Annotated in this window: 19 protein-coding genes and 1 tRNA gene; 13 read left to right on the top strand and 7 right to left on the bottom strand. The window is 50.5% G+C overall.

What is annotated here, in order from left to right; translation table 11 throughout:
- Nucleotides 1-263: hypothetical protein (locus LLF78_07355; GenBank protein MCE5202311.1), on the bottom strand; the 263-nt coding region annotated here is incomplete at its 3' end.
- Nucleotides 264-486: 223 nt separating this feature from the next.
- Here LLF78_07355 and LLF78_07350 point away from each other — a divergent pair.
- From LLF78_07350 to LLF78_07310, 9 genes are all read left to right on the top strand, one after another.
- Nucleotides 487-822, top strand: a complete 336-nt coding sequence (locus tag LLF78_07350) for a DNA-binding protein (protein MCE5202310.1) — start codon at nt 487-489, stop codon at nt 820-822.
- A 12-nt stretch (nt 823-834) separates the two neighbouring features.
- Nucleotides 835-2,217, top strand: coding sequence for a signal recognition particle protein (ffh, locus tag LLF78_07345; GenBank protein ID MCE5202309.1), 1,383 nt, complete (start codon nt 835-837; stop codon nt 2,215-2,217).
- Between the two features lie 121 nt (nt 2,218-2,338).
- Nucleotides 2,339-2,599: a 30S ribosomal protein S16 gene (gene rpsP / locus LLF78_07340; GenBank protein ID MCE5202308.1), complete on the top strand. Its 261-nt coding sequence runs from the start codon at nt 2,339-2,341 to the stop codon at nt 2,597-2,599.
- 18 nt (nt 2,600-2,617) lie between these two features.
- The gene (locus tag LLF78_07335) at nt 2,618-2,863 is read left to right on the top strand and encodes a KH domain-containing protein (GenBank protein MCE5202307.1); all 246 of its coding nucleotides are present in this window, start codon (nt 2,618-2,620) and stop codon (nt 2,861-2,863) included.
- Nucleotides 2,847-3,392, top strand: a complete 546-nt coding sequence (gene rimM / locus LLF78_07330; GenBank protein MCE5202306.1) for a ribosome maturation factor RimM — start codon at nt 2,847-2,849, stop codon at nt 3,390-3,392. The genes LLF78_07335 and rimM overlap by 17 nt, the downstream gene beginning before the upstream one ends.
- Before the next feature lies 1 nt (nt 3,393).
- Nucleotides 3,394-4,647: a tRNA (guanosine(37)-N1)-methyltransferase TrmD gene (trmD, locus tag LLF78_07325; GenBank protein MCE5202305.1), complete on the top strand. Its 1,254-nt coding sequence runs from the start codon at nt 3,394-3,396 to the stop codon at nt 4,645-4,647.
- A gap of 167 nt (nt 4,648-4,814) precedes the next feature.
- A complete protein-coding gene (rplS, locus tag LLF78_07320; protein ID MCE5202304.1) occupies nt 4,815-5,177 on the top strand; it encodes a 50S ribosomal protein L19 in 363 nt (120 codons plus the stop codon).
- A gap of 231 nt (nt 5,178-5,408) precedes the next feature.
- Nucleotides 5,409-5,493 (top strand) — tRNA-Leu (locus LLF78_07315).
- 411 nt (nt 5,494-5,904) lie between these two features.
- Nucleotides 5,905-7,158: a dicarboxylate/amino acid:cation symporter gene (locus LLF78_07310; protein MCE5202303.1), complete on the top strand. Its 1,254-nt coding sequence runs from the start codon at nt 5,905-5,907 to the stop codon at nt 7,156-7,158.
- A 205-nt stretch (nt 7,159-7,363) separates the two neighbouring features.
- On the opposite strand, the gene LLF78_07305 is transcribed toward LLF78_07310, so the two are convergent.
- The 3 genes from LLF78_07305 to hisS all read right to left on the bottom strand — a co-directional run bounded on the left by LLF78_07305 (nt 7,364) and on the right by hisS (nt 11,391).
- Nucleotides 7,364-8,050 carry a metal-dependent hydrolase gene (locus LLF78_07305; protein MCE5202302.1) on the bottom strand — a complete coding sequence of 229 codons (687 nt, stop codon included), beginning with the start codon at nt 8,048-8,050 and terminating at the stop codon, nt 7,364-7,366.
- A gap of 242 nt (nt 8,051-8,292) precedes the next feature.
- On the bottom strand, nt 8,293-10,080 hold the full coding sequence (aspS, locus tag LLF78_07300; protein ID MCE5202301.1) for an aspartate--tRNA ligase: 1,788 nt from the start codon (nt 10,078-10,080) through the stop codon (nt 8,293-8,295).
- 60 nt (nt 10,081-10,140) lie between these two features.
- The gene (hisS, locus tag LLF78_07295) at nt 10,141-11,391 is read right to left on the bottom strand and encodes a histidine--tRNA ligase (protein MCE5202300.1); all 1,251 of its coding nucleotides are present in this window, start codon (nt 11,389-11,391) and stop codon (nt 10,141-10,143) included.
- Between the two features lie 150 nt (nt 11,392-11,541).
- On the opposite strand from hisS, the gene LLF78_07290 reads away from it, so the two are divergent.
- The 4 genes from LLF78_07290 (at nt 11,542) to LLF78_07275 (ending at nt 15,070) form a co-directional block, all read left to right on the top strand.
- Nucleotides 11,542-12,084 carry a L,D-transpeptidase gene (locus LLF78_07290; GenBank protein MCE5202299.1) on the top strand — a complete coding sequence of 181 codons (543 nt, stop codon included), beginning with the start codon at nt 11,542-11,544 and terminating at the stop codon, nt 12,082-12,084.
- Between the two features lie 47 nt (nt 12,085-12,131).
- Entirely contained in the window at nt 12,132-12,374 is a 243-nt protein-coding gene (locus LLF78_07285; protein MCE5202298.1) for a hypothetical protein, read from the top strand.
- A gap of 348 nt (nt 12,375-12,722) precedes the next feature.
- Nucleotides 12,723-13,490, top strand: coding sequence for an amino acid ABC transporter ATP-binding protein (locus tag LLF78_07280; protein MCE5202297.1), 768 nt, complete (start codon nt 12,723-12,725; stop codon nt 13,488-13,490).
- Nucleotides 13,490-15,070: an ABC transporter substrate-binding protein/permease gene (locus LLF78_07275; GenBank protein ID MCE5202296.1), complete on the top strand. Its 1,581-nt coding sequence runs from the start codon at nt 13,490-13,492 to the stop codon at nt 15,068-15,070. Before LLF78_07280 ends, LLF78_07275 begins: the two co-directional genes overlap by 1 nt.
- A 126-nt stretch (nt 15,071-15,196) precedes the next feature.
- Here the strand turns inward: LLF78_07275 and LLF78_07270 are convergent, their stop codons facing one another.
- Genes LLF78_07270 through LLF78_07260 form a run of 3 tightly spaced genes read right to left on the bottom strand, consistent with a single transcriptional unit; the run spans nt 15,197 to nt 20,432 of the window.
- Nucleotides 15,197-17,446, bottom strand: coding sequence for an ATP-dependent RecD-like DNA helicase (locus LLF78_07270; protein ID MCE5202295.1), 2,250 nt, complete (start codon nt 17,444-17,446; stop codon nt 15,197-15,199).
- Between the two features lie 9 nt (nt 17,447-17,455).
- Entirely contained in the window at nt 17,456-18,790 is a 1,335-nt protein-coding gene (locus tag LLF78_07265; GenBank protein ID MCE5202294.1) for an L-serine ammonia-lyase, iron-sulfur-dependent, subunit alpha, read from the bottom strand.
- A gap of 10 nt (nt 18,791-18,800) precedes the next feature.
- Entirely contained in the window at nt 18,801-20,432 is a 1,632-nt protein-coding gene (locus tag LLF78_07260) for an amidohydrolase (protein ID MCE5202293.1), read from the bottom strand.
- Nucleotides 20,433-20,440: the final 8 nt, after the last annotated feature.

The raw sequence follows: 20,440 nt of genomic DNA, 5'->3' as shown, positions 1-20,440 counted from the left end.
AGGGATAAATCGGCAACATTTTTCAATGTTCCAGCATAATTTCCAGGCTGATCTGTATAAGCCTGTCCCTTGGAACCTCTGAATAAAGCCTCGATCATCACTTCTCTGCCTTTGAGAATCGGATAATCCTGCCGATCAGGACAACCGATGGATTCACTTGCACTCAGAGGGTGGGCGCTTACCACATTTATATATTCGTCATCCCAGCCGTTATCCCTTATTATCTCAACAAATTCCTGACGTGTCTTTTCCAATATATCCATGCTGATATTTAACCTCCTCTTCTGTCATTGCCAAATTTTGCCGCGTTTTCTGTCAGCTTCCACAATAAATGGCCACTGTTTTTATATTGATGTTATATGTCATTATATTATTCCGATTTTTCTGAGCAGTAAAGACATATATCGGCCGTCAAGTGTTTTTACTTGACAAGTGATAAACGCCCCCTGTATAATGCACACGCTGTATTTGACAGGGGGCGTTATTTTGTCTAACAGAGATTCGCTGAACCAGCGCATAAGAGACGGACTATTGCTTGATGCTTATGGCGCTCTTCTTACGGAAAAACAGCGCCTTGCATGCGAGATGGTGCTCCTTCAGGATTTATCTCTGGCTGAGGCGGCAGAAACACTGAATGTTTCCCGTCAAGGCGTCCACGACCTTATTACAAGGGCAAAAGAACACATGGAGAACTCGGAGAAACTGCTGGGCCTTCTCGAAAAAGAGAACCGCGCAGAGATAATGGCACAGCTTCTTGATGACAACAGGACACGCCTGCCGGAAGATTTCTACAATACATTTAAAAACATGCTGGGATCGTAAGGGGAACTTTTGATGTTTGACTCACTGAAAGAAAGATTTGAAAACATATTTGCCTCGCTAAGAGGTAAGGGAAAGCTCACAGCGGAGGATATCAGCGAAGCGCTCCGTGAAGTGCGCCGCGCACTGCTTGAGGCGGACGTAAACTATAAGGTCGTCAAGGAAGTTACCGAAGCTATAAGAGTCCGCGCAACGGGGCAGACCGTTTTGGATTCAATAACTCCGGCCCAGCTTATATTCACGATAGTTTATGAAGAGCTTATAAAAATTATGGGGGACGCGCCTGTCCCCCTCGCTGTATCGCCAAAGCCCCCGACGATATACATGATGGTGGGGCTTCAGGGCTCAGGTAAAACTACTACAGCCGTCAAGATAGCAAAGAGAATGGCAAAGGGGCATAAGCCTCTCGTCGTAGCATGTGACCTCCGCAGACCTGCGGCAGTAGAGCAGCTCCGCGTGCTCGCTGAAAAAGCCGGCGTTGCATTCTTCGGTCCCGCACAGGGAGAGAATGATCCGGTAAAAGTAGCTTCAAATTCGATAGCTTACGCAGAAAACCACCTCTGCGATATGATAATACTTGACACGGCAGGACGCCTCCAGATGGACGACGAACTCATGCAGGAACTTGAGCGCATGAAGCGCACGGTACCTCCGACGGAGATACTGTTGGTCGTAGATTCGATGACAGGACAGGAGGCCGTCAATGTAGCTGCCACGTTCCATGAACATCTCGGGCTCACAGGAGTCGTCCTCACAAAACTCGACGGAGATGCAAGGGGCGGTCCTTCGCTTGCTATCCGCGCCAGCACAGGCGTTCCTATAAAGCTTGCCGGATGCGGTGAAAAGACTGAAGACCTTGAGGTCTTTGACGCACGCCGCATGGCGCAGCGCATTATAGGGATGGGCGACATGGAGGGACTTCTCGAAAAAGTCCAGTCCGCAACAAGTGAGGCTGATATCAGCCGTATGACCGAGAGTCTCAAGAAAAACCGCTTCACTATGGAAGACATGCTCTTGCAGCTTCAGCAGATACAGAAACTCGGTCCGCTCGAAAAAGTCCTTGAAATGCTTCCTATACCAGGCGCCAGCAAGGCGCTGAAGGATGCGAAAATTGACCCGAAGCGCATGAAACAGACTGAAGCCATCATCCTCTCTATGACGCTCAAGGAGCGCCGCAACCCGGAAATAATCAAGGGCAGCCGCCGCAGAAGGATAGCTGAGGGATCCGGCACAACGGTCCAGATGGTAAATCAGGTGCTTGCCCAGTATGAACAGATGAAGACGATGATGAAGAGCTTCGGCAAGATGTCGGACGGAGGCAGGGGCTTCAAAATGCCGCCGGGAATGATGGGCGGAATGGGTGGCTTCGGCGGCGGACGCCGCGGCTTCTTCAAATAAGGAAACTGCGTGAGACTGCGGCAGGAAAATACCGCACACAGCGATAAGCTTTCACGTTTTTCAATATAGTAAAGGGCACATAAAAACCCTTTAAAACACATAACAGGAGGTGTTTGCGCAGATGGCAGTTCGTATTCGTCTTTCCCGTCACGGGAAAAAGAAGGCTCCCTTTTACCGCCTCGTAGTTGCCGACTCTCATTCCCCGAGAGACGGCCGCTTTATCGAGATACTGGGGACCTACAATCCCCTGACAGATCCGGCAGAGGTAAAAGTGGACGTAGAGCGTGCGGCATTCTGGATCAAGAACGGGGCTTCCCCGTCAGAGACAGCCAGAATACTGCTCAAAAGAGCCGGGGTATTTGATGCTCCGACAAAAGCTTAATGAGGGCGGGAGATATCAATGCCTGATTATGTCGACCTGGTAGACCTGATAGTCAAAAGGCTTGTAACAAAGCCCGACGAAGCAAAGGTCTCCGAAGACCGCAGCGACTCCGGAGCAATACTGATAACGATCAGGGTCGCCAAAGAGGACATCGGCAGGGTAATAGGTAAAAAAGGGTCCACTATCAACGCTATCCGCCATATTGCAAAGGCTGCATCAATAAAATCCGGCGAAAAGGTCGATGTTGATGTCGAGGAAGACTGAACCATCTCCGGAAGAGAGAACGACTATTGGGAAAATAGTGGGGACACACGGCATAAGAGGTACTATGCTAATACTGCCTCTCACCGACTATCCGGAGCGTTTCCTGGACATGAAGGAACTCGTTCTTGACAAACCCGGAAAGCCCAGATGCACTCTCAAGGTCAGCAGGCTCGTCCCATACGAGGGCAAGGGAACATTCTTCTTTAATGCAAATGGAGTGGAAGACAAGGAGACAGCCGAGACTTTCAGGGGCAGCGTTGTCACAGTTGCGAATGAAGACCGTGTCAAACTCTCTGAGGATGAATACTGGATAGATGAAATCGTAGGCCTTAAAGCTGTTGAAAACGGTACCGGGCGTGAACTCGGGGTCCTTGAAGAAATTATGTTCACCGGCAGCAATGACGTCTACATGATCAGAACAACAGAAGGCGCCGTCAAGCCTATACCGGCCATCGCCGACGCGATAAACTGCGTTGACATAGCCGGAGGAACTATGACAGTAACAATACCGGAGGGGCTCTGGGACTGATATGAAAATATCGATCCTGACAGCGTTTCCTGAACTCATGCGGAGCTATCTCGCCGCCAGCGTGCTTGGACGCGGGATAGCGGCAGGTAAACTAGAAGCCGAGGTTATAGATATACGAGACTTCGCGCGGGGAGACTACAGGCAGATAGACGACTACTGCTACGGAAGCGGGGGCATGATGCTTATGCCTGAACCGCTCGAAAAAGCTCTGGCGAGTATATCTGCAGACGGCAAACCGTACACGGTTTACCCTTCGCCGCAGGGGATCAGGCTCCATCAGGAACTGGTAGAGGACTTGGCAAGAAAAGAACACATAGTTATACTCTGCGGACATTATGAAGGAGTAGACGAAAGGTTCATTAAAAAACACATCGACCTTGAAGTATCTCTCGGTGATTTTGTTCTTACAGGCGGCGAAATGCCTGCTATGGCGATCGTGGATGCTGTTTCGCGCCTTATCCCGGGAGTCGTCGGCAAGAGCTCTGCGGTGAGGGAGGACTCCTTTTACAGCGGTATGCTGGATACCCCGCACTACACGCGCCCGGCAAAATGGCAGGGCGAAGAAGTGCCGGAAGTTCTGATAAGCGGGGATGCCAAAGCCATAGAAAAATGGCGCAGGCGGCAGTCCGTGGAAAGGACCCTGAAAAGAAGGCCCGACATCGTCGGCAGGGCAGGGATAATGCCCTGGCTCAGCGGGGGATCCTATGTAATGGAGGTCCATTATCCTGTGCTTGACAGGCATGGCGGGAAGTCCTCAACGGCGATAACGGGAATGGATATTCACGACATCGCAAGGGCCTGCAGGACATATGGGATAAAAAAATACCTTCTTGTAACACCGCTGGCACAGCAGAGGGAGATGGCAAAGAGAATAATCGGACATTGGACTGATGGCTGGGGCGCATCATATAACCCTGACAGGAAAGAAGCATTCAGCACCGTGAAAATATTCGCCTCCGTTGAAAAAGCCCTTGACTGGGTGAGAGACAGAGAAAAAAAAGAACCGTATAAAATCGCTACCACCGCGAAAGCACATAATGGAGCAGTTCATTGGCTATCGCTGAAACGGGAGATACTCGAGAAAGACCACAGCCCCGTTTTAATATTCGGCACAGGCTGGGGTCTTCACCAAGAGATACTGGAATCAGCAGACGCGGTAATGACGCCGATACTGGGCGGTATGGACGGCTGGAACCACCTGTCAGTCAGAAGTGCAGTCAGTATAACGCTGGACAGGTTTTTCGGCTGGAGATAAGCCTGAAAAATTGTGAGGCAATCGTAAAAATGAAAATTAAAGACACCGATCCTTTAATTTAAAAGAATGCCATCACGATCCGCTCCCGCGATAAATCAAACATTACTGCAAAAGAACGGTACATCAGTTTGATAAAAAATATTTCAAAACAAGGAGGGAAAAACCTCATGATAGATCCCAGAATAGCTCTGATAGAGAAGAAATTCGCAAAAGATACCGATATGATCCCCGAATTCCGCCCGGGCGACACAGTCAAAGTCCACGTCAAGGTCAAGGAAGGGAACCGCGAACGTATCCAGATATTTGAAGGAGTCGTGATCGGGCGCCAGCACGGAGGCATCCGAGAGAATTTCATTGTCCGCAAGATGTCAAACGGCATCGGAGTGGAAAGAATATTCCCCGTCCACTGCCCCAGCATCGACAAAATCGAAGTTGCCCGTAAGGGTAAGGTACGCAGGGCAAAGCTCTATTACCTGCGCGAACTCAGCGGTAAAGCTGCGCGTATCAAAGAACGCCGCGAATTTAATTAAAACTGAAGCAGCAACCATTGGACGGAGCCCTCATCATAGGCTCCGTTTTTTATAGCTCCACGCCCCCAATATTTGCGGAACTTATTTAGTCCCTCATCTCTTCAGTGGGTCGCGTTTACTCTTGAAATTGTCAATAATTAACAAGGCCATGTGATTTTTCCCCAGACACAGATTTTTCCCCAGACACTTGACGAAAGGCACTATGCTACGTATAATTTCAAAGTCTTGAGTGCCGGGGTGGTGGAAATGGTAGACACGCACGTTTGAGGGGCGTGTGGGGCAACCCGTACGAGTTCAATTCTCGTCCCCGGCACCATTTATCGAAGAGTTTTTGAGATCCGGCCCCTCATTGCCGGGTCTTTTTTTATGCCGATAGCTCCATTACTCCTGACCGCCGTTTTGCCGCTTATGATAAGGATCCATGCATACAAACCTACCAATTCTGAAAATATCGATTGACTCAAATTTGATATAGTATTTTTGAATAATTAATGTATAATCATGCGCAATGGATCGCAGGCTGATTTATTAAGGGCTGGTCTGCAATTTGTATTGATTTCTATACAGGACTTAAAATTATTTCTGCTTTTATTTGTCCGGGATGTCATTGTTATTTCTCATAATTTTGTCTTATATTTCGATTTACGCTTTATCTGCGGGGTATTTTTGCTCTATACTTAACGAGATCAGTCCGCAGAAATTTAATTAAACGAAGGGAGAGTTCATTATGGCTGCAGAATCAAAAAGTTTCTGGAAATCATACCGGTTCCCGATCATCCTCTTATTCTCCATATGTCTTGGGAGCTTCATCGGAGGCGTGATGGGGAAAGACGCACTTATGTTCAAACCATTTGGAGACGTCTTTATCAACGCGATGTTCATGGTGGTCGTGCCTCTTGTATTCACGACGATATGCAGCGCCGTAGCCCAGATGTCCTCGATGGAAAGACTCGGGCGCGTGATGAAATCCCTGGTCATTGTCTTCCTCGTAACCGGAGCAATAGCAGCTATCCTTATGCTCATCACTGTTACATTCTTCCCTCCTGCTGCCGGCACTTCGATACAGCTAAAGGCAGCCGGTGACATCCAGGCGTTCAAAACGGCAGATCAGATAGTAAAAGCGTTCACCGTCGAAGATTTCCCTCTGTTGCTATCACGCCGCGCTATGCTGCCTCTGATTATTTTTACGATTTTTTTCGGGTTCTGTCTGCAAACTCTGGGAGAGAGAGGCCGTTCCGTCGGCAGGGGCATAGCAGTCGTAGCCGATGCAATGCTCCAGATGGTCAAATACCTTATGTACTACGCACCTATAGGTCTTGGCGCATACTTTGCGACGCTGGTCGGCGACTACGGTCCGCAGCTTCTTGGCGCATACCTGCGCTCGATGATAGTCTACCACGTGGTGACATTCGGATATTTCTTCATAGCATTCACGATCTACGCGTGGATCGCTACAGAGGGAGCGGGTGTCGGGGTCTTCTGGCGCAATATCATTACGCCTGCGGTCATGGCCCTTGGCACCGGAAGCAGCAATGCGACACTTCCCGTTAATCTGGTGGCAGCTACAAATATGGGCATTCCAAAGGATATCAGCGACATCGTCCTCCCTATAGGCGCAACTGCGCACATGGAGGGCTCCTGCCTCAGCGGCATCCTTAAGATCGCTTTCCTCTTCGGCATCTTCAACATACCGTTCACAGGGTTTGGCACTATGGCAACCGCAGTAGCGGTCGCAGTACTTTCAGGTGTCGTGCTTTCCGGCATCCCAGGCGGCGGTCTTGTGGGCGAGATGCTCATCGTAAGCCTGTACGGATTCCCGCCGGAGGCCTTCCCGATCATAGCGACGATAGGATTCCTTGTAGACCCTGCGGCTACTATGGTCAATGCCACAGGAGACACATGCTCCGCGTTGCTTATCTCACGCATGGTGGAGGGTAAGGGCTGGTTTGCAAAGGCCGCAGCGGCTTTAAAGGATAAATAGAGTTCATCCCGGCGGGCGGCGGCTCGCATCTGCAAACAATATAAATGAGTAAAGAGAGATAGCGGCCCTCCGAAAAGAGAGGACCGCTATCTTTGTTGATGAGAAGACTCAAAAGTGTTTATTATTGGGATCAGATCGGGCCATTCCCTTGTTCGGGGATCAGCTGCATCGCGTTATCCCGTTCTGAGGGAAACAGGCCGGAAAGCTAAAAAACCATTTCCTGACCCGGCTTGAGTATCTTGACACCGGTCATCTGCTCGCCTACGGCGCGCAGGAAGTCCTCTGGATCCGCGGTAATTTGCGGGAATGTGTTGTAGTGCATGGGGACCACAACACGCGGTTTTATCATTTTGACCGCTTTTGCCGCATCATCGATGTCCATAGTGAAATAGCCGCCTATCGGAAGCAATGCGATGTCAATATTTTCATCGGCAAGGAGATGCATCTCCATCGTGAGCCCTGTGTCACCGGAATGATAGACCTTCCTGCCCTCTACTTCGATTACAAAACCACAGGCAATACCGGCATATCGTGTCTCTCCGCCGTCAATCACAGAGCAGCCGTGCCACGCCGGAGTGAGTTTCACACGGCCGAACGGGAACCTTGCTCTGCCTCCGATATGCATTCCCTCCGTCTTGACACCCTTTGAAGCAAGAAAACCCGCCAACTCGTTGCACGTAAAGACACTGGCCCCTGTTCGCCTTGCTATTTCAACAGTGTCTCCTATATGGTCGCTATGCCCGTGTGTAAGGAATATATGGCTGATATCTGTAAAGTCTCCCGGCTTTGCGACTGCCTGGGGATTACCCAAAAAGAAAGGATCTATCAGAGCTTTAAGTCCATCTCCTTCGATATAGAATGCGCTGTGTCCCAGATAACGAAGCTTGGCCATTAGATATCCCTCCTGTTTATCAGATATTTGCAATTATTATAGCGCATGAAACAGACTCCGTAAGCGAATAAAATACTTATCCATTGCAAAACAATTTCAAATGCAAAAAAATACATGCCAGAAACATGTTCGGCAACAGCAGGGAAAACTCCGCGAAAGAAACCGGCCGAAGAAATATCAGTTGCGCTTTCAACGGCCGGCTCCATAAATTCACAATGTTGATCCTGTCAGATCATACTAAACTATAAAATAGGATCGACTATCCTTATGGAAAGTTCCTCCAGCTGTTTCGTCTCAACTGCCGACGGGGCCTCTGTCATCGGACACTGTGCCTTCTGGTTTTTCGGGAACGCCATTACGTCACGGATGGATCTGCAGCCGCAGATAAGCATAACAAGCCGGTCAAGACCGAGAGCAAGCCCTCCGTGCGGAGGCGTCCCGTAACTGAGCCCCTCGAGCAGGAACCCGAAACGCTCTTTCGCGGCCTCGGGAGTAAAGTTCAGCGCCTGGAAGGCCTTCGACTGCATCTCGGGGTTATGTATCCTTATCGAACCTCCGCCTATCTCATTGCCGTTGAGTACGACATCGTAAGCTCTCGAACGCACTTTACCGGGTTCTGTGAGCAAATATTCCATATCTTCGTCCATCGGGGCTGTGAACGGATGATGCACAGCCATGTAGCGCTCCGTCTCATCATCCCACTCAAAGAGCGGGAATTCCGTGACCCAGAGGAAACGGAACTCTTCTTTCACAAGCCCGCGAGCCTTACCGAGCTCAAGGCGTATCTGTCCAAGAATTTCACAGGCCCTGCGCCAGTTCTCATCAGCCATGATGAAGAGAGCGTCTCCGTCCTCTATTGCAGAAAGTTCCTTTAGCCTGGCAATACGCGGCTCATCAAGGAACTTGACAAGCGGGCCTTTCAGCTCGGACGCCTTGACCTGAAAGTTGGCCATGCCCTTAGCGCCAAGCACCTTGGCACGGTTCTCAAGATCGGAGAGCTCCTTGCGCGAGAGGTCGGCCCCGCCAGGAAGCCTCAGCCCCTTTATCGCACCGCCCTTTTCAACAATGGCCGCGAACGGGTTTTCTGCGGCGGAGAAAACCTCTTCCAGACTGACCATCTCCATCGGGATACGCAAATCAGGCTTATCGCTTCCGTAAAGGTCCATCGCATCCTTCCATGTCATGCGAAGGAACGGCGTCCTTATCTCTTCGCCAAGTATCTCTTTGAAGAGACCGGAAAGATAATTCTCTACCATAGTCATGATATCCTCTTCTGTTATGAAGCTCATTTCAAGGTCTATCTGAGTGAATTCCGGCTGGCGGTCCGCACGCAGATCCTCATCGCGGAAGCATTTGACTATCTGCATATACCTGTCACAGCCGCTGACCATGAGAAGTTGCTTGAATAACTGAGGCGACTGGGGCAGCGCATAGAATTTCCCGGGGTTGACACGGCTCGGGACGAGATAGTCCCTCGCTCCTTCAGGCGTAGATTTGGTAAGCATCGGCGTCTCAATATCGAGAAAACCCTGTGCGCTGAAGTAATTACGCGTATAAGACGTTATATTATGGCGCGTTTGCAGGTTCTTCTGCATCCGCTCGCGCCTTAGGTCAAGATAACGGAATTTAAGGCGCAGATCCTCGTTGACTGCGTCAGCGTTATCGATCTCAAAAGGCACAAGCTTGGCCGGCGAAAGGACAAGGAAGTCGTCTACCAGCAGTTCCACCTGACCGGTAGCGATCGCAGGATTCTCTGTTCCCTCAGGACGCCTGCGCAGCTTACCCCTGACTGCAAGCACATACTCGCTTCGCAGCGTACCGGCGCGTTCGTGCGCCTCTGCGTTCAGCTCCGGATTGAAGACTACCTGAGTTACCCCTGTCTTGTCCCAGAGCTCGATAAAAATTATCCCTCCAAGGTCCCGGCGACATCGCAGCCAGCCGTTGAGCACTGCGTCCTTCCCAGCATCTTCCAGCCTTGGCTCCCCACAGCGCATCGTTCTCTTCCACGACGCGTTATAATGTCGATCCATTACAAATTCCTTCTTTCAAGACGATCTTTTGAATATCGGTGCGGCAATGCGCTTCAGCGTTTACTTCAACTTCTTTATCAGTGCCTCTACAGTCAGCTCTTCCTGCGTTCCGTCCTTTAGGTTTTTGACCGCGACAACGCCCCTGTCTATCTCTGCGCTGCCGAGGATACAGGCGTATTGTGCAAAGTTTCCGGCATTCTTCATCTGGTTCTTCATGCTTCTGCCCATATAGTCCATATCGGCGGAGATACGGTTCTGTCTGAGAGTCCTCACAAGGTTCATCGTCTCAAGCTTGACATCCGGCTCAGCCGCCACGACGTAGACCATGTTTACCGGTTCCTTGCCGAAGCCGCATCCCTGGGCCTCCATCGTGAGTACGACACGTTCTATGCCGGATGCAAAGCCTACTCCCGGGACGTGCGGCCCGCCTATGGCTTCCGCCAAGTTATCATAACGCCCGCCGCCGCAGACGGCATTCTGTGAACCGAGGTCCCCTGAAAGAATCTCATAAGCTGTCTTAGTGTAGTAATCAAGTCCGCGGACAAGCCTGTTATCACGCTTAACTACGGCCCCGATCCGGTCAAGTCCGCGGCAGAGCTGTTCAAAATGCTCCCTGCACTCGTCACAGAGGTGGTCTGTAACAGCCGGCGCGTTTTCGGTGATCTCTTTGCATATAGGGCTCTTGCAGTCGAGTATGCGCAGGGGATTGCGGTCAAAACGGCTCTTGCAGGTATCGCAGAGTTCTTCAAATCTTCCCTTAAGATAATCCTGAAGGACTTTCCTGTATACAGGGCGGCACTTTGGGCATCCAACGGAGTTAAGGACGACCTGAAGGTTCGAGAGACCGAGTCTGCGATAAAGTTCCATTGAAAAATCTATCACCTCCAGGTCGACATAGGCGTCCTGCGCGCCGAGAGCCTCTATATCTAGCTGCACAAACTGACGGTATCGCCCCTTCTGCGGACGCTCATAGCGGAACATAGGGCCGATCGACCAAAGTTTGACCGGCTGCGGTCCCTTATTCATCTCGTTTTCCAGATATGAGCGCACCATAGAAGCTGTAAGCTCAGGGCGCAGTGTGATGCTCCTTCCGCCCTTGTCCACGAACGTGTACATTTCCTTCTCGACGACATCCGTCGTCTCGCCGACGCCGCGGCTAAAAAGCTCGGTATGTTCAAATATAGGAAGATGGACCTCTTTATATCCATAGTCGTCTGCCACGTCGCGGCAGATCCCCGTAACGTATGCCCATTTCCACGACTCATCGCCAAGTATGTCTCTTGTTCCACGCGGCGCTTTGATTATTTCCATTGTGACCGCCTCCTGATAAATAGTATCGGAATCCATCCGTAATTCAAATGCTTATATTACTTCATAATATATGTCAGTTACAAGTGGCAATATAAGCGAATGCTGCATTATAATTAAGAAAGTATATTTTTTGAGGGGAGCAGAGCTTTTATGAAGAGATATTCTTTGCTTATCATGCTCATAATATTTATCACACTATCGGCAGAGTCAGCTACTGCAGCAAGTTGGAAGCCAAAAGGAGACGAGTACTGGATCAAGATAAATAAAGAGCAGCTTCGTCTCACTCTTTATAAGGGCTTTGAACCTTACAAGAGCTGGTACGTCTCCGTTGGCAGAGGGCGTGGTCCTGTAAAAAAATCACGTACCGACCTCATAACGCCTACTGGGACATTCACGATATACCGAGTTGTTCCGGACGCGACGAAGCTTGTCTTCGACCCTTCGTGGTTTGACGAACCGGGGAAACCTCAGGATGGGGTATACGGATCAAAGCTGATCTCGTTCTATAACAAATGGCAGATCGCAATACACGGCACCAATAATCCCCGTTCAATAGGCAAATGGGCTACGCATGGCTGTATCCGCATGCGCAATGCCGATATCGAGGATCTTGTTTCGTATGTCAGACCTAAGATGAAACTGATTATTGTAGAGAGCAATAAAGACAGGAAATTCTATAAAGAAACTATATAGAAGCAGCATACATCTGGGCGGCCGCTCAGTGGAGGAGTGATATATTTATGAGCCGGGCATTTGTTAAAGAAGATGATGAAGAACGGGGGAATCTTGTCTCGGACATACAGTACCGGGAGAAAAAAATGGAGTGGCTTAAGATCCAGGAGAAAAAACTTGACACATTGCTCAACGACCCAAAGACAAAGAAGATAAAACCGGAGACACTGGAACGCTGGATACGCGAGACACAGGAAGATATAGCAAAAACCAGGAAAGAGCTCGGATATGAAGAGCAGGCTGATCGTTGAATCATGATTTTTCGCCTTAAATTTCACCAAAAAATGATTGCATTTACTATTAAAACCCATTAAACTCAACTTATCCTGCATCTAAGGAGTTATGTCACTATACGGAAGGGACGTGAGAGAAAAATTGAAAAAAAACACTGGTGTCTGGTGTAACAGACATGGAGAGAAACTCCAAAACTCCCGCACTGAACTGACCCGCCGGTCCAATTCCGGTGTTGTGACAGATGCCGCCGCTTCGACGGCCACTTTTGCCCTACAGGAAAAATACCTCCGTATATGAAGATCTCCGTTCTGAATGTCACTTAATATCAAAAGGGGGTATCTTCATTGAATGTAGTCAACAAACCATTGATCATAATAGAAAATCTCTGCAAAGGCTTTGAGGACGGCGAGGTCCTCAAAAACGTGAGCTTTACCATACATGAGGGGGACCTTGCCTCTATCATTGGGCCCTCGGGCTGCGGCAAATCCACATTCCTGCGCTGTATCAACTGTCTTGAACTCCTCGATTCCGGTTCCATCTCTATAGCCGGGGTTACTGTCTCGCGCAGACCCGGGGAGGTCCCTGACGAAAAAATGCTGGACACTGTGCATAAGCTGCGCAGTGAGGTAGGCATGGTCTTTCAGAGTTACAATCTGTTTCCCCACAAGACGCTGCTTCAGAACATAATGCTTGCCCCCATGGTAGTGAAGGGCATGAAGAAGGATGAATCATACGAACTCGCGATGAGGCTGCTTGACAAAGTAGGGCTCAGAGATTTTGCGTCCAAGTATCCCTCGACACTGTCAGGAGGTCAGGGGCAGCGCGCCGCGATAGCACGCGCTCTTGCCATGAACCCGCGCGTCATGCTATATGACGAGCCTACATCTGCACTTGACCCTGAGCTCGTAGACGAAGTTTTGCAGGTCATGAAGGACTTGGACTCAGAAGGCATGACTCAGATAATCGTCACCCATGAAATGAAATTTGCGCGAGACGCATCGGACTACATAATATTCATGGACAAGGGCGAGATAGTAGAATACGATGACGGAGATATACTGTTCGCCAACCCTAAGAATGACCGTACACGTGCGTTCCTGCGCCACTTTGTGGATACGGGGGCAACATGCTGATGAAAAAGATCGCACTGCTGATAGCATTACTCTTCTCTGTTTCAGTAAATACGCTTATTGCATGTTCTCCGGTGCATGCCGCCGCTGCAGAGCCGCAGAAAGAACTGCGCTGGGGAGGAGACTCCGAGGGGGGGTTCCCTTATATGTTCTCCAACCCCAAGAACCCAAGCGAGCTTATAGGCTTTGAGGTCGACATAGTAAATGCCCTGGCTGAACGTATGGGCCGCAAACCGGTCTACGTCAACAACGCGTGGGACAACCTCATACCGGGTCTGCAGCGCAGGCTTTACGACATCGCAATCAACGGACTGGAAGTCACTCCGGAACACAAAAATGTCGTAAACTTCTCCATACCTTACTATAAGACCTACCTGCAGCTAGCCGTACGTAAGAGAGAGAACAGCATCAAAACTTTAAAGGACTGCAAGGGCAAGGTAGTCGGCACGCTTAAAGAGAGCTATGCACAGCAGGTGCTCGAGGAAGTCAGCGGCATTAATATAAGGACATACATCGTAGAGGCAAACACCTATGAAGATCTTACAAACGGGCGTCTGGATGCCGCATTGTTCGACCAACCGATAGCACTTTACTCCGCGGGGTTCAATCCGGAGATAAAATTTGTCGGCCCCCCAATAGGAGAAATCACCTACGCGATCGCAATGCGTAAAGATGATAAAGAACTTCTGAAAGAGGTCAATCAGGCTATCGTCTATCTGCGCGACTCCGGCAAACTGCGGGAAATATACGACCGATGGAACCTCTGGACACCCGTAATGGCAACTGAGTTCAATGATTTCAGCCCATCGAAGGTAGAGCCTTCACGCTATAACGACTGGGCGGAAGACCATCGTCCGGTTCTGACTCTTGCTAAGCGCATAGAGAGATACAAGGAAGTGATGCCGTCCTTCGGACGTGCCGCTATAGTTACCATGCAGGTTTCCATAACGGCTATGATCCTTGCAATAGGACTCGGTCTGGGACTTGCGATCACACGCGTATTTGCCCCTAAGTGGATAGCCGGCCTTGCGACCTGTTATATCGAAATAGTCCGTGGCACGCCTGTTTTGATACAGCTATTTTTTATATTCTACGGCCTTCCCAGCGTGGGTATAAAATTCTCGCCTTTCTGGGCCGGAGCGATAGGACTTGGGCTGAATTACGCCGCCTATGAAGCAGAGATATACCGTGCCGGCCTCTTTGCAATACCGCGCACACAGTGGGAATCAGCTCTGGCCCTTGGCATGACCAGATGGCAGGCAATGCGTGAGGTCATACTTCCGCAGGCGATCCGCGTAGTGATCCCGCCGATAACGAATGACTTCATATCACTGCTGAAGGATTCTTCGCTTGTCTCAATAATAACCATGGTGGATCTGACAAAGACTTACGGACAGGTATCTGCAACTTACTATGACTATTTTGGACCCGGGATAATCGTTGCTGCAATATACCTGCTGCTGGGATTGCCGTTTGTACGTTTCGCGCGCTACACCGAGCGGCGTCTTGCTGAGATGGACAAGGATGGCAAGCACGGAAACAGGGAGAATATCTACAGGTCCTCAACAAGATATGTCGTATAGGCAAATGGCTGAAAATTTGCACCAAGCCAAGCCGTGTACTGTGACCATATCCGGTTAATTGATCAGCGTTTCAATAGACTTAGAGCCGTCCTTTGACGATATGCCTCAGGCCGGCTCTTTGCACGCTTAACAAACCTGCGGTTTTCGGCCCTTGGAGAGCCGTTCGGAAAGCCGGGTCCATCTTTTGCGGGTGTTTTCGTTTTTGACTGCTATGGCAAGCGCTTTTTTTGTGCCGACTATGATGACCAGCTTTTTACCGCGCGTTATGCCCGTATAAAGGAGATTGCGCTGGAGCATCACGTAATGCTGCGTAAGCATCGGTATGACGACAGCCGGATATTCAGACCCCTGTGATTTGTGTATCGATACGGCATAGGCCAGGACAAGCTCGTCAAGCTCGGTGAAGTCATAGGAGACAAGACCCGTGTCCATTCTGACTATGAGGCAGTTTTCGTCGCCGCTGATGCGGTGTATCGTGCCTATGTCTCCGTTATAAACATCCTTGTCATAGTTGTTGCGGATCTGCATTACCTTGTCGCCTTCCTGAAATACACGCCCCATGCGCTGGACCTTTGCCCCTCCGCTTTTGTTCAGCACTTGCTGCAGCTCGGCGTTGAGCCTCATAGTCCCTACAGATCCCCTGTGCATCGGAGTGAGCACTTGTATCTGCTCGAACGGGTCAAAGCCGAAGCGTTTGGGGATGCGGTCTGTAACAAGTGTTTTTATTATCTCAAGAGCTTTGTCAGGGTCATCCTGTTGTATAAAATAAAAATCTTTCAGTCCATCATCATAATCCTCGTCAAACTCAGGCATCTCGCCCGCGTTCACGCGGTGGGCGTTGACTATTATCCGGCTCTCCTTAGCCTGCCTGAATATCTCGTTAAGGATCACAGCAGGACATACCCCGGAGTCGATAATATCCTTGAGCACCTTGCCAGGTCCTACGGAAGGGAGCTGATTGACGTCACCAACGAAGATAACGGATGCTTTCCTCGGTATTGCTTTTATAAGATGGTGAAAAAGGATCTGATCCACCATAGATGCCTCGTCAATTATCAAGAGGTCGCATTCCAGAGGGTTCACGTCATTTCTCATGAAGTCTCCGCCGTTGGCCGTCCCATGTCCGTTGTATTCGAGCATGCGGTGGATAGTCTTTGCCTCGTGGCCCGTTGCCTCGGTCATGCGCTTCGCCGCACGTCCCGTCGGGGCAGCCAGCATGACACGATAGCCGCGCGATTCGCGTATTTTGAGTATCGCGCGTATAAGTGTCGTCTTTCCTGTCCCCGGCCCGCCTGTTATAACCATAACCTTAGAACTTATCGCTATGCGCAGCGCATCTATCTGCCTGTCCGCCAGCTTTATCTGCAGTTCTTCCTGCACCCATGGGATAACGACATCCGGGTCAACGTATTGACCGTTAAAAGATGCCGACATGAGTTCTATCAGATTTTTCGCCGAATGTTCCTCAGCATAGTGGAAAGCAGGAAGATATACCGCGCAGTCATCATTGCCGGACTTGTCCGTGTACCATTCGACGATGATCTCTTCTCCAAGCCGCGCTTCCTCTATCCCCCGTTCGGCAAGCTCGACCGGAACGGAAAGTATATCAGCCGATTTGGAGGCAAGCTCCTCTATAGGAACGTATACATTGCCTTCCCCGACAAGCTGTGTCATGACATGCAGCACTCCGGCCCTGATCCTAAGCGGAGATTCTTTCGAAAAGCCCATGTTTGCGGCAATCTTGTCGGCAGAGAGAAAGCCTATTCCAAATATATCTATTGCAAGTCTGTAAGGATTCTCCCGAAGCACCTGCATGGTGGCATTGCCGTATTGGCGGAATACGCGCAAAGCATAGCCCGTGCTGATACCGTAGCTCTGCAGAAAAAGCATTACGTCGCGTATCTCACGCTGTTCTGCCCACGAAGCCTGTATCATCGCAGCCTTCTTGTCGCCAACTCCGTCTATTTCCAAAAGCCTTTCAGGCGCATTGTCAAGCACATCAAAAGCATCAGCACCAAACATGGAAACGATCTTCTCGGCCATTGACGGGCCGACACCTTTTATAAGCCCGGAACCGAGATATTTCTCTATCCCGACGAGTGACGAAGGCACAGCCGACTTGCATGTCTCTATTTTAAACTGTGCGCCGAATTTCGGATGATTCTGCCATTCGCCTGTCATACGCAGGACCTCTCCCACGGCCGGAGAGGCTATGTATCCGACAGCGGTCACAAGCTCGGGATATTCGCGCACCCTGATGCGGAGGACGCTGTAGCCGCTCTCCGCATCGCTGTACGTTATACGCTCTATCTGCCCGTAAAGTTCCTTGTCGCCATCAGAAGAGGGATCGTCGGGCTTAACCATTCCATTTCCCATGAAACAGCCTTAAAACGCCTCTGCGCCGGGGCGATGCCTCTGATCAAGGATGCCTATCATCACTCTGTCCACAGTCTTCATTCCATCGCGCGTGACCTTCGCTACGTTCTCTATTGTCTCTTCGATCGTAGAACCGAAGACCCCCTGTGGAACACCGGGCCTCTGTCCCGCAAGCGCCCATCTCGCCGCAAAATATGCCTCTGCCGATGCACAGCTGACCTTTAACGCGCAGCTTTCTTTCGCCCCGTCACAAAGCATTCCGGCAAGATTTGAAAGGAGCAGATCCATCGCGTTAAAGATCTGTTCCTCTTTTCCGCCCATCAGGCTGGCCATCCCGGCGGCAGATCCGGCGCCTGCGGCTATTGAACAGCCGCATACAGGGGACATGCGACCAAGACGGCGTTTCACGAAGCTTGTTGCAATATGGCTGACAGCAAGTGCGCGAGCGGTCTCATCAGGAGTCTTCCCAAGGTGTTCCGAAAGCACCGCGATCGGAAGTATCGCTGTTATTCCGTGGTTACCGCTTCCGGCGCTGCTCATTACCGGGAGCAGGATCCCTGACATCCTGGCATCAGCGGCAGAAGCACATACACTCCTGATTTTCATTGCAACATTTTCTTTTTCTTCCGCATCTGCGAACTCGCGCAAAGTACGCCCAAAGCGGCTGCCCTGCACACATTCGCCGCAGGATATACATACGTCGGAGGGACTGTAACCACCTTCTGCAACCATCATGTTCATCTTTATTCCTTCAAGCAGAAAGTCCCTGTCAGCCTCGTCCATATCATCAGCCATACAGAGAGCCTCGGCCAACGTATCAGGAAAACCATCTTCCTCAAAGCCGGTTGATGCGCTCTGTGCCGGTATGATATCCTCTTCTACCGTTTCACCGTCGAGTATTACTTTTTCGACATGAGTGTAGTTTCCTGTTATAAGGCAGACGGCCTTGTGCGATGGCGTGAATACAGAGGCAAGGACATACACTCCGCTTCTGTCAGGATCACAGTAGATGGATACACGTTCCTCCCGCACCCAGCGCTCGGCCTTTAAAACATCTTCCCTCGTGCTGTCGCGCAGCACTTCGAGTCCGAGCCCAGGATTTCCGCATATAGCGCCCATCGCGGCAGCCATGGCATTGCCGCGCGCTCCGCGCGTACCGGGTATGCCGACGGCCATCCCGTTCTTATAGATGCTCCCGCTCACCGTAACGCGGATAGAAGCTATATAATCGCTGTCCGTAAGCTCTTTGCAGGCACGTGAGACAGCAAGCGCGACCGATGCGGGATCAGTACACCCAAGCGCCGGTTTGACCTCTTTTGCAAGAAATTCCTTCATAGACAACATGGGACTCCTCCTAGCGGATATATCTGATTTTTCCATCAACAACCGACAGCCCGACCGTCATCTTGAGCAGTTCAGGCTCTGTTACCATAAACGGGTCTTCCATAAATGCGACAATATCGGCAGCCTTACCGACTTCAAGCGTGCCGCGCATCTCACCCTCTCCGCAGACAGTTGCGCCTCCGCTCGTGTAAAGCGATAAAGCCTCAACGCGGTCAAGCCTCTGTGAGGGCATCCAGCCATATTGAGGCTTATTGTCCTCATCCTGCCGCAATATCGCAGCCCTGATCCCCACGAAAGGATCAAGGGGCTCCGCCGGCGCATCTGAGCCTGCTCCAAGCGGTATGCCGAAAAGTATCAGCGACTTCCACGCATAACTCCATCTCGCACGTTCAGCGCCGAGACGGGATATAACTATAGGCCAGTCTGATGTAACAAATGCAGGTTGTATGTCAGCCATCACGCCAAGATTCGCCATACGCCTGTACAGATCCTGGGCTCCGACCTGACAGTGTACTATCCTATGCGCAATATCACTGCCGGAAGAATACCCTTTGACCGACTCTATAACATTGAGGCAGCGCTCTATGGCTCCATCTCCTATGGCATAGAACGCGACCTGCATCCCGGCGCTCTGCGCCGTCTGCAAAAGTTCATAGAGTTCACTCTGCGAGTGGGCGTATATGCCCCTGTTCCCTGGGTCATCCGAATACTCTTCCCTCAGTGCCGCTGTCCTTGCTCCCAGTGTACCGTCAACATGTATCTTCAGAGGCCCCGATTTGAAATAGTCGGGACCGTTCCTCTTATGACAGCCGGATCCTATGAAGGAGTTAAGTTCGGATATATCACGCAGATGCCATTGCTCTGAAATGCGCAGCGGCATCATGTCGTTGTCCTCCATCTGTTCATAAAGCTTGAATACTCTGTCCGTGCTCCCCGCCATTTCAAGATCGTCTGTCTGCACAGCCGTTATGCCAAGCTTTAACATCTCACAAGCGGCACGTTTATACCAGCGTTCAAGCGTCTCGTCCGAGTACTCTGGAATGTTCATACGGAGCCAGTTCAATGCCGCCTCGCTCACTACTCCGTTTGGCTCGCCGTTCTCATTACAGTTTACAACTCCGCCGGATATCTTGAATCCGGAACCTATATGCATAACTTCGAGAGCCTTGCTGTTGAGCGCGGCAATATGTCCGCACGAACGCTCAAACAGCAATGGGATATCCTTTGTTATCCTGTCGAGGTCATACCTGTTCGGGAAACGCTTTTCTGCAAGATAGTTCTGATCCCAGCCTCTTGCAAAAAACCAACCGCCATCACCTATGGTCGTCTGAGCCAGAAACTCGCGGCCTTTATTTACGATTTCCTCAATAGAGGTCACGCCGCGCAGGTTAAGAGTCTCAAGGCTTCTGCCGGTCGCAAGCAGATGATTGTGCGTATCCGTGAACCCGGGCATGAGGAACTTCCCCTTCATATCCAGCACTGTCGTTCTGCTGTCACACATGGAAAGTATCTCGCTGTCAGAGCCAAGAGCTTTTATTATCCCGCCCTTTGCAAACATAGCATTCGACCGGCCATGTGAAGCCATCGGATATATGATACCGTTTATAAGTGCAATGGAGTCCTTTCTTTCTTCACAGGCCATCAGCCGGC

It is taken from the genome of Synergistaceae bacterium, from assembly GCA_021372895.1.
Lineage (GTDB): Bacteria > Synergistota > Synergistia > Synergistales > Synergistaceae > JAJFTP01.
This window is presented reverse-complemented; position numbering and strand designations above follow the sequence as displayed.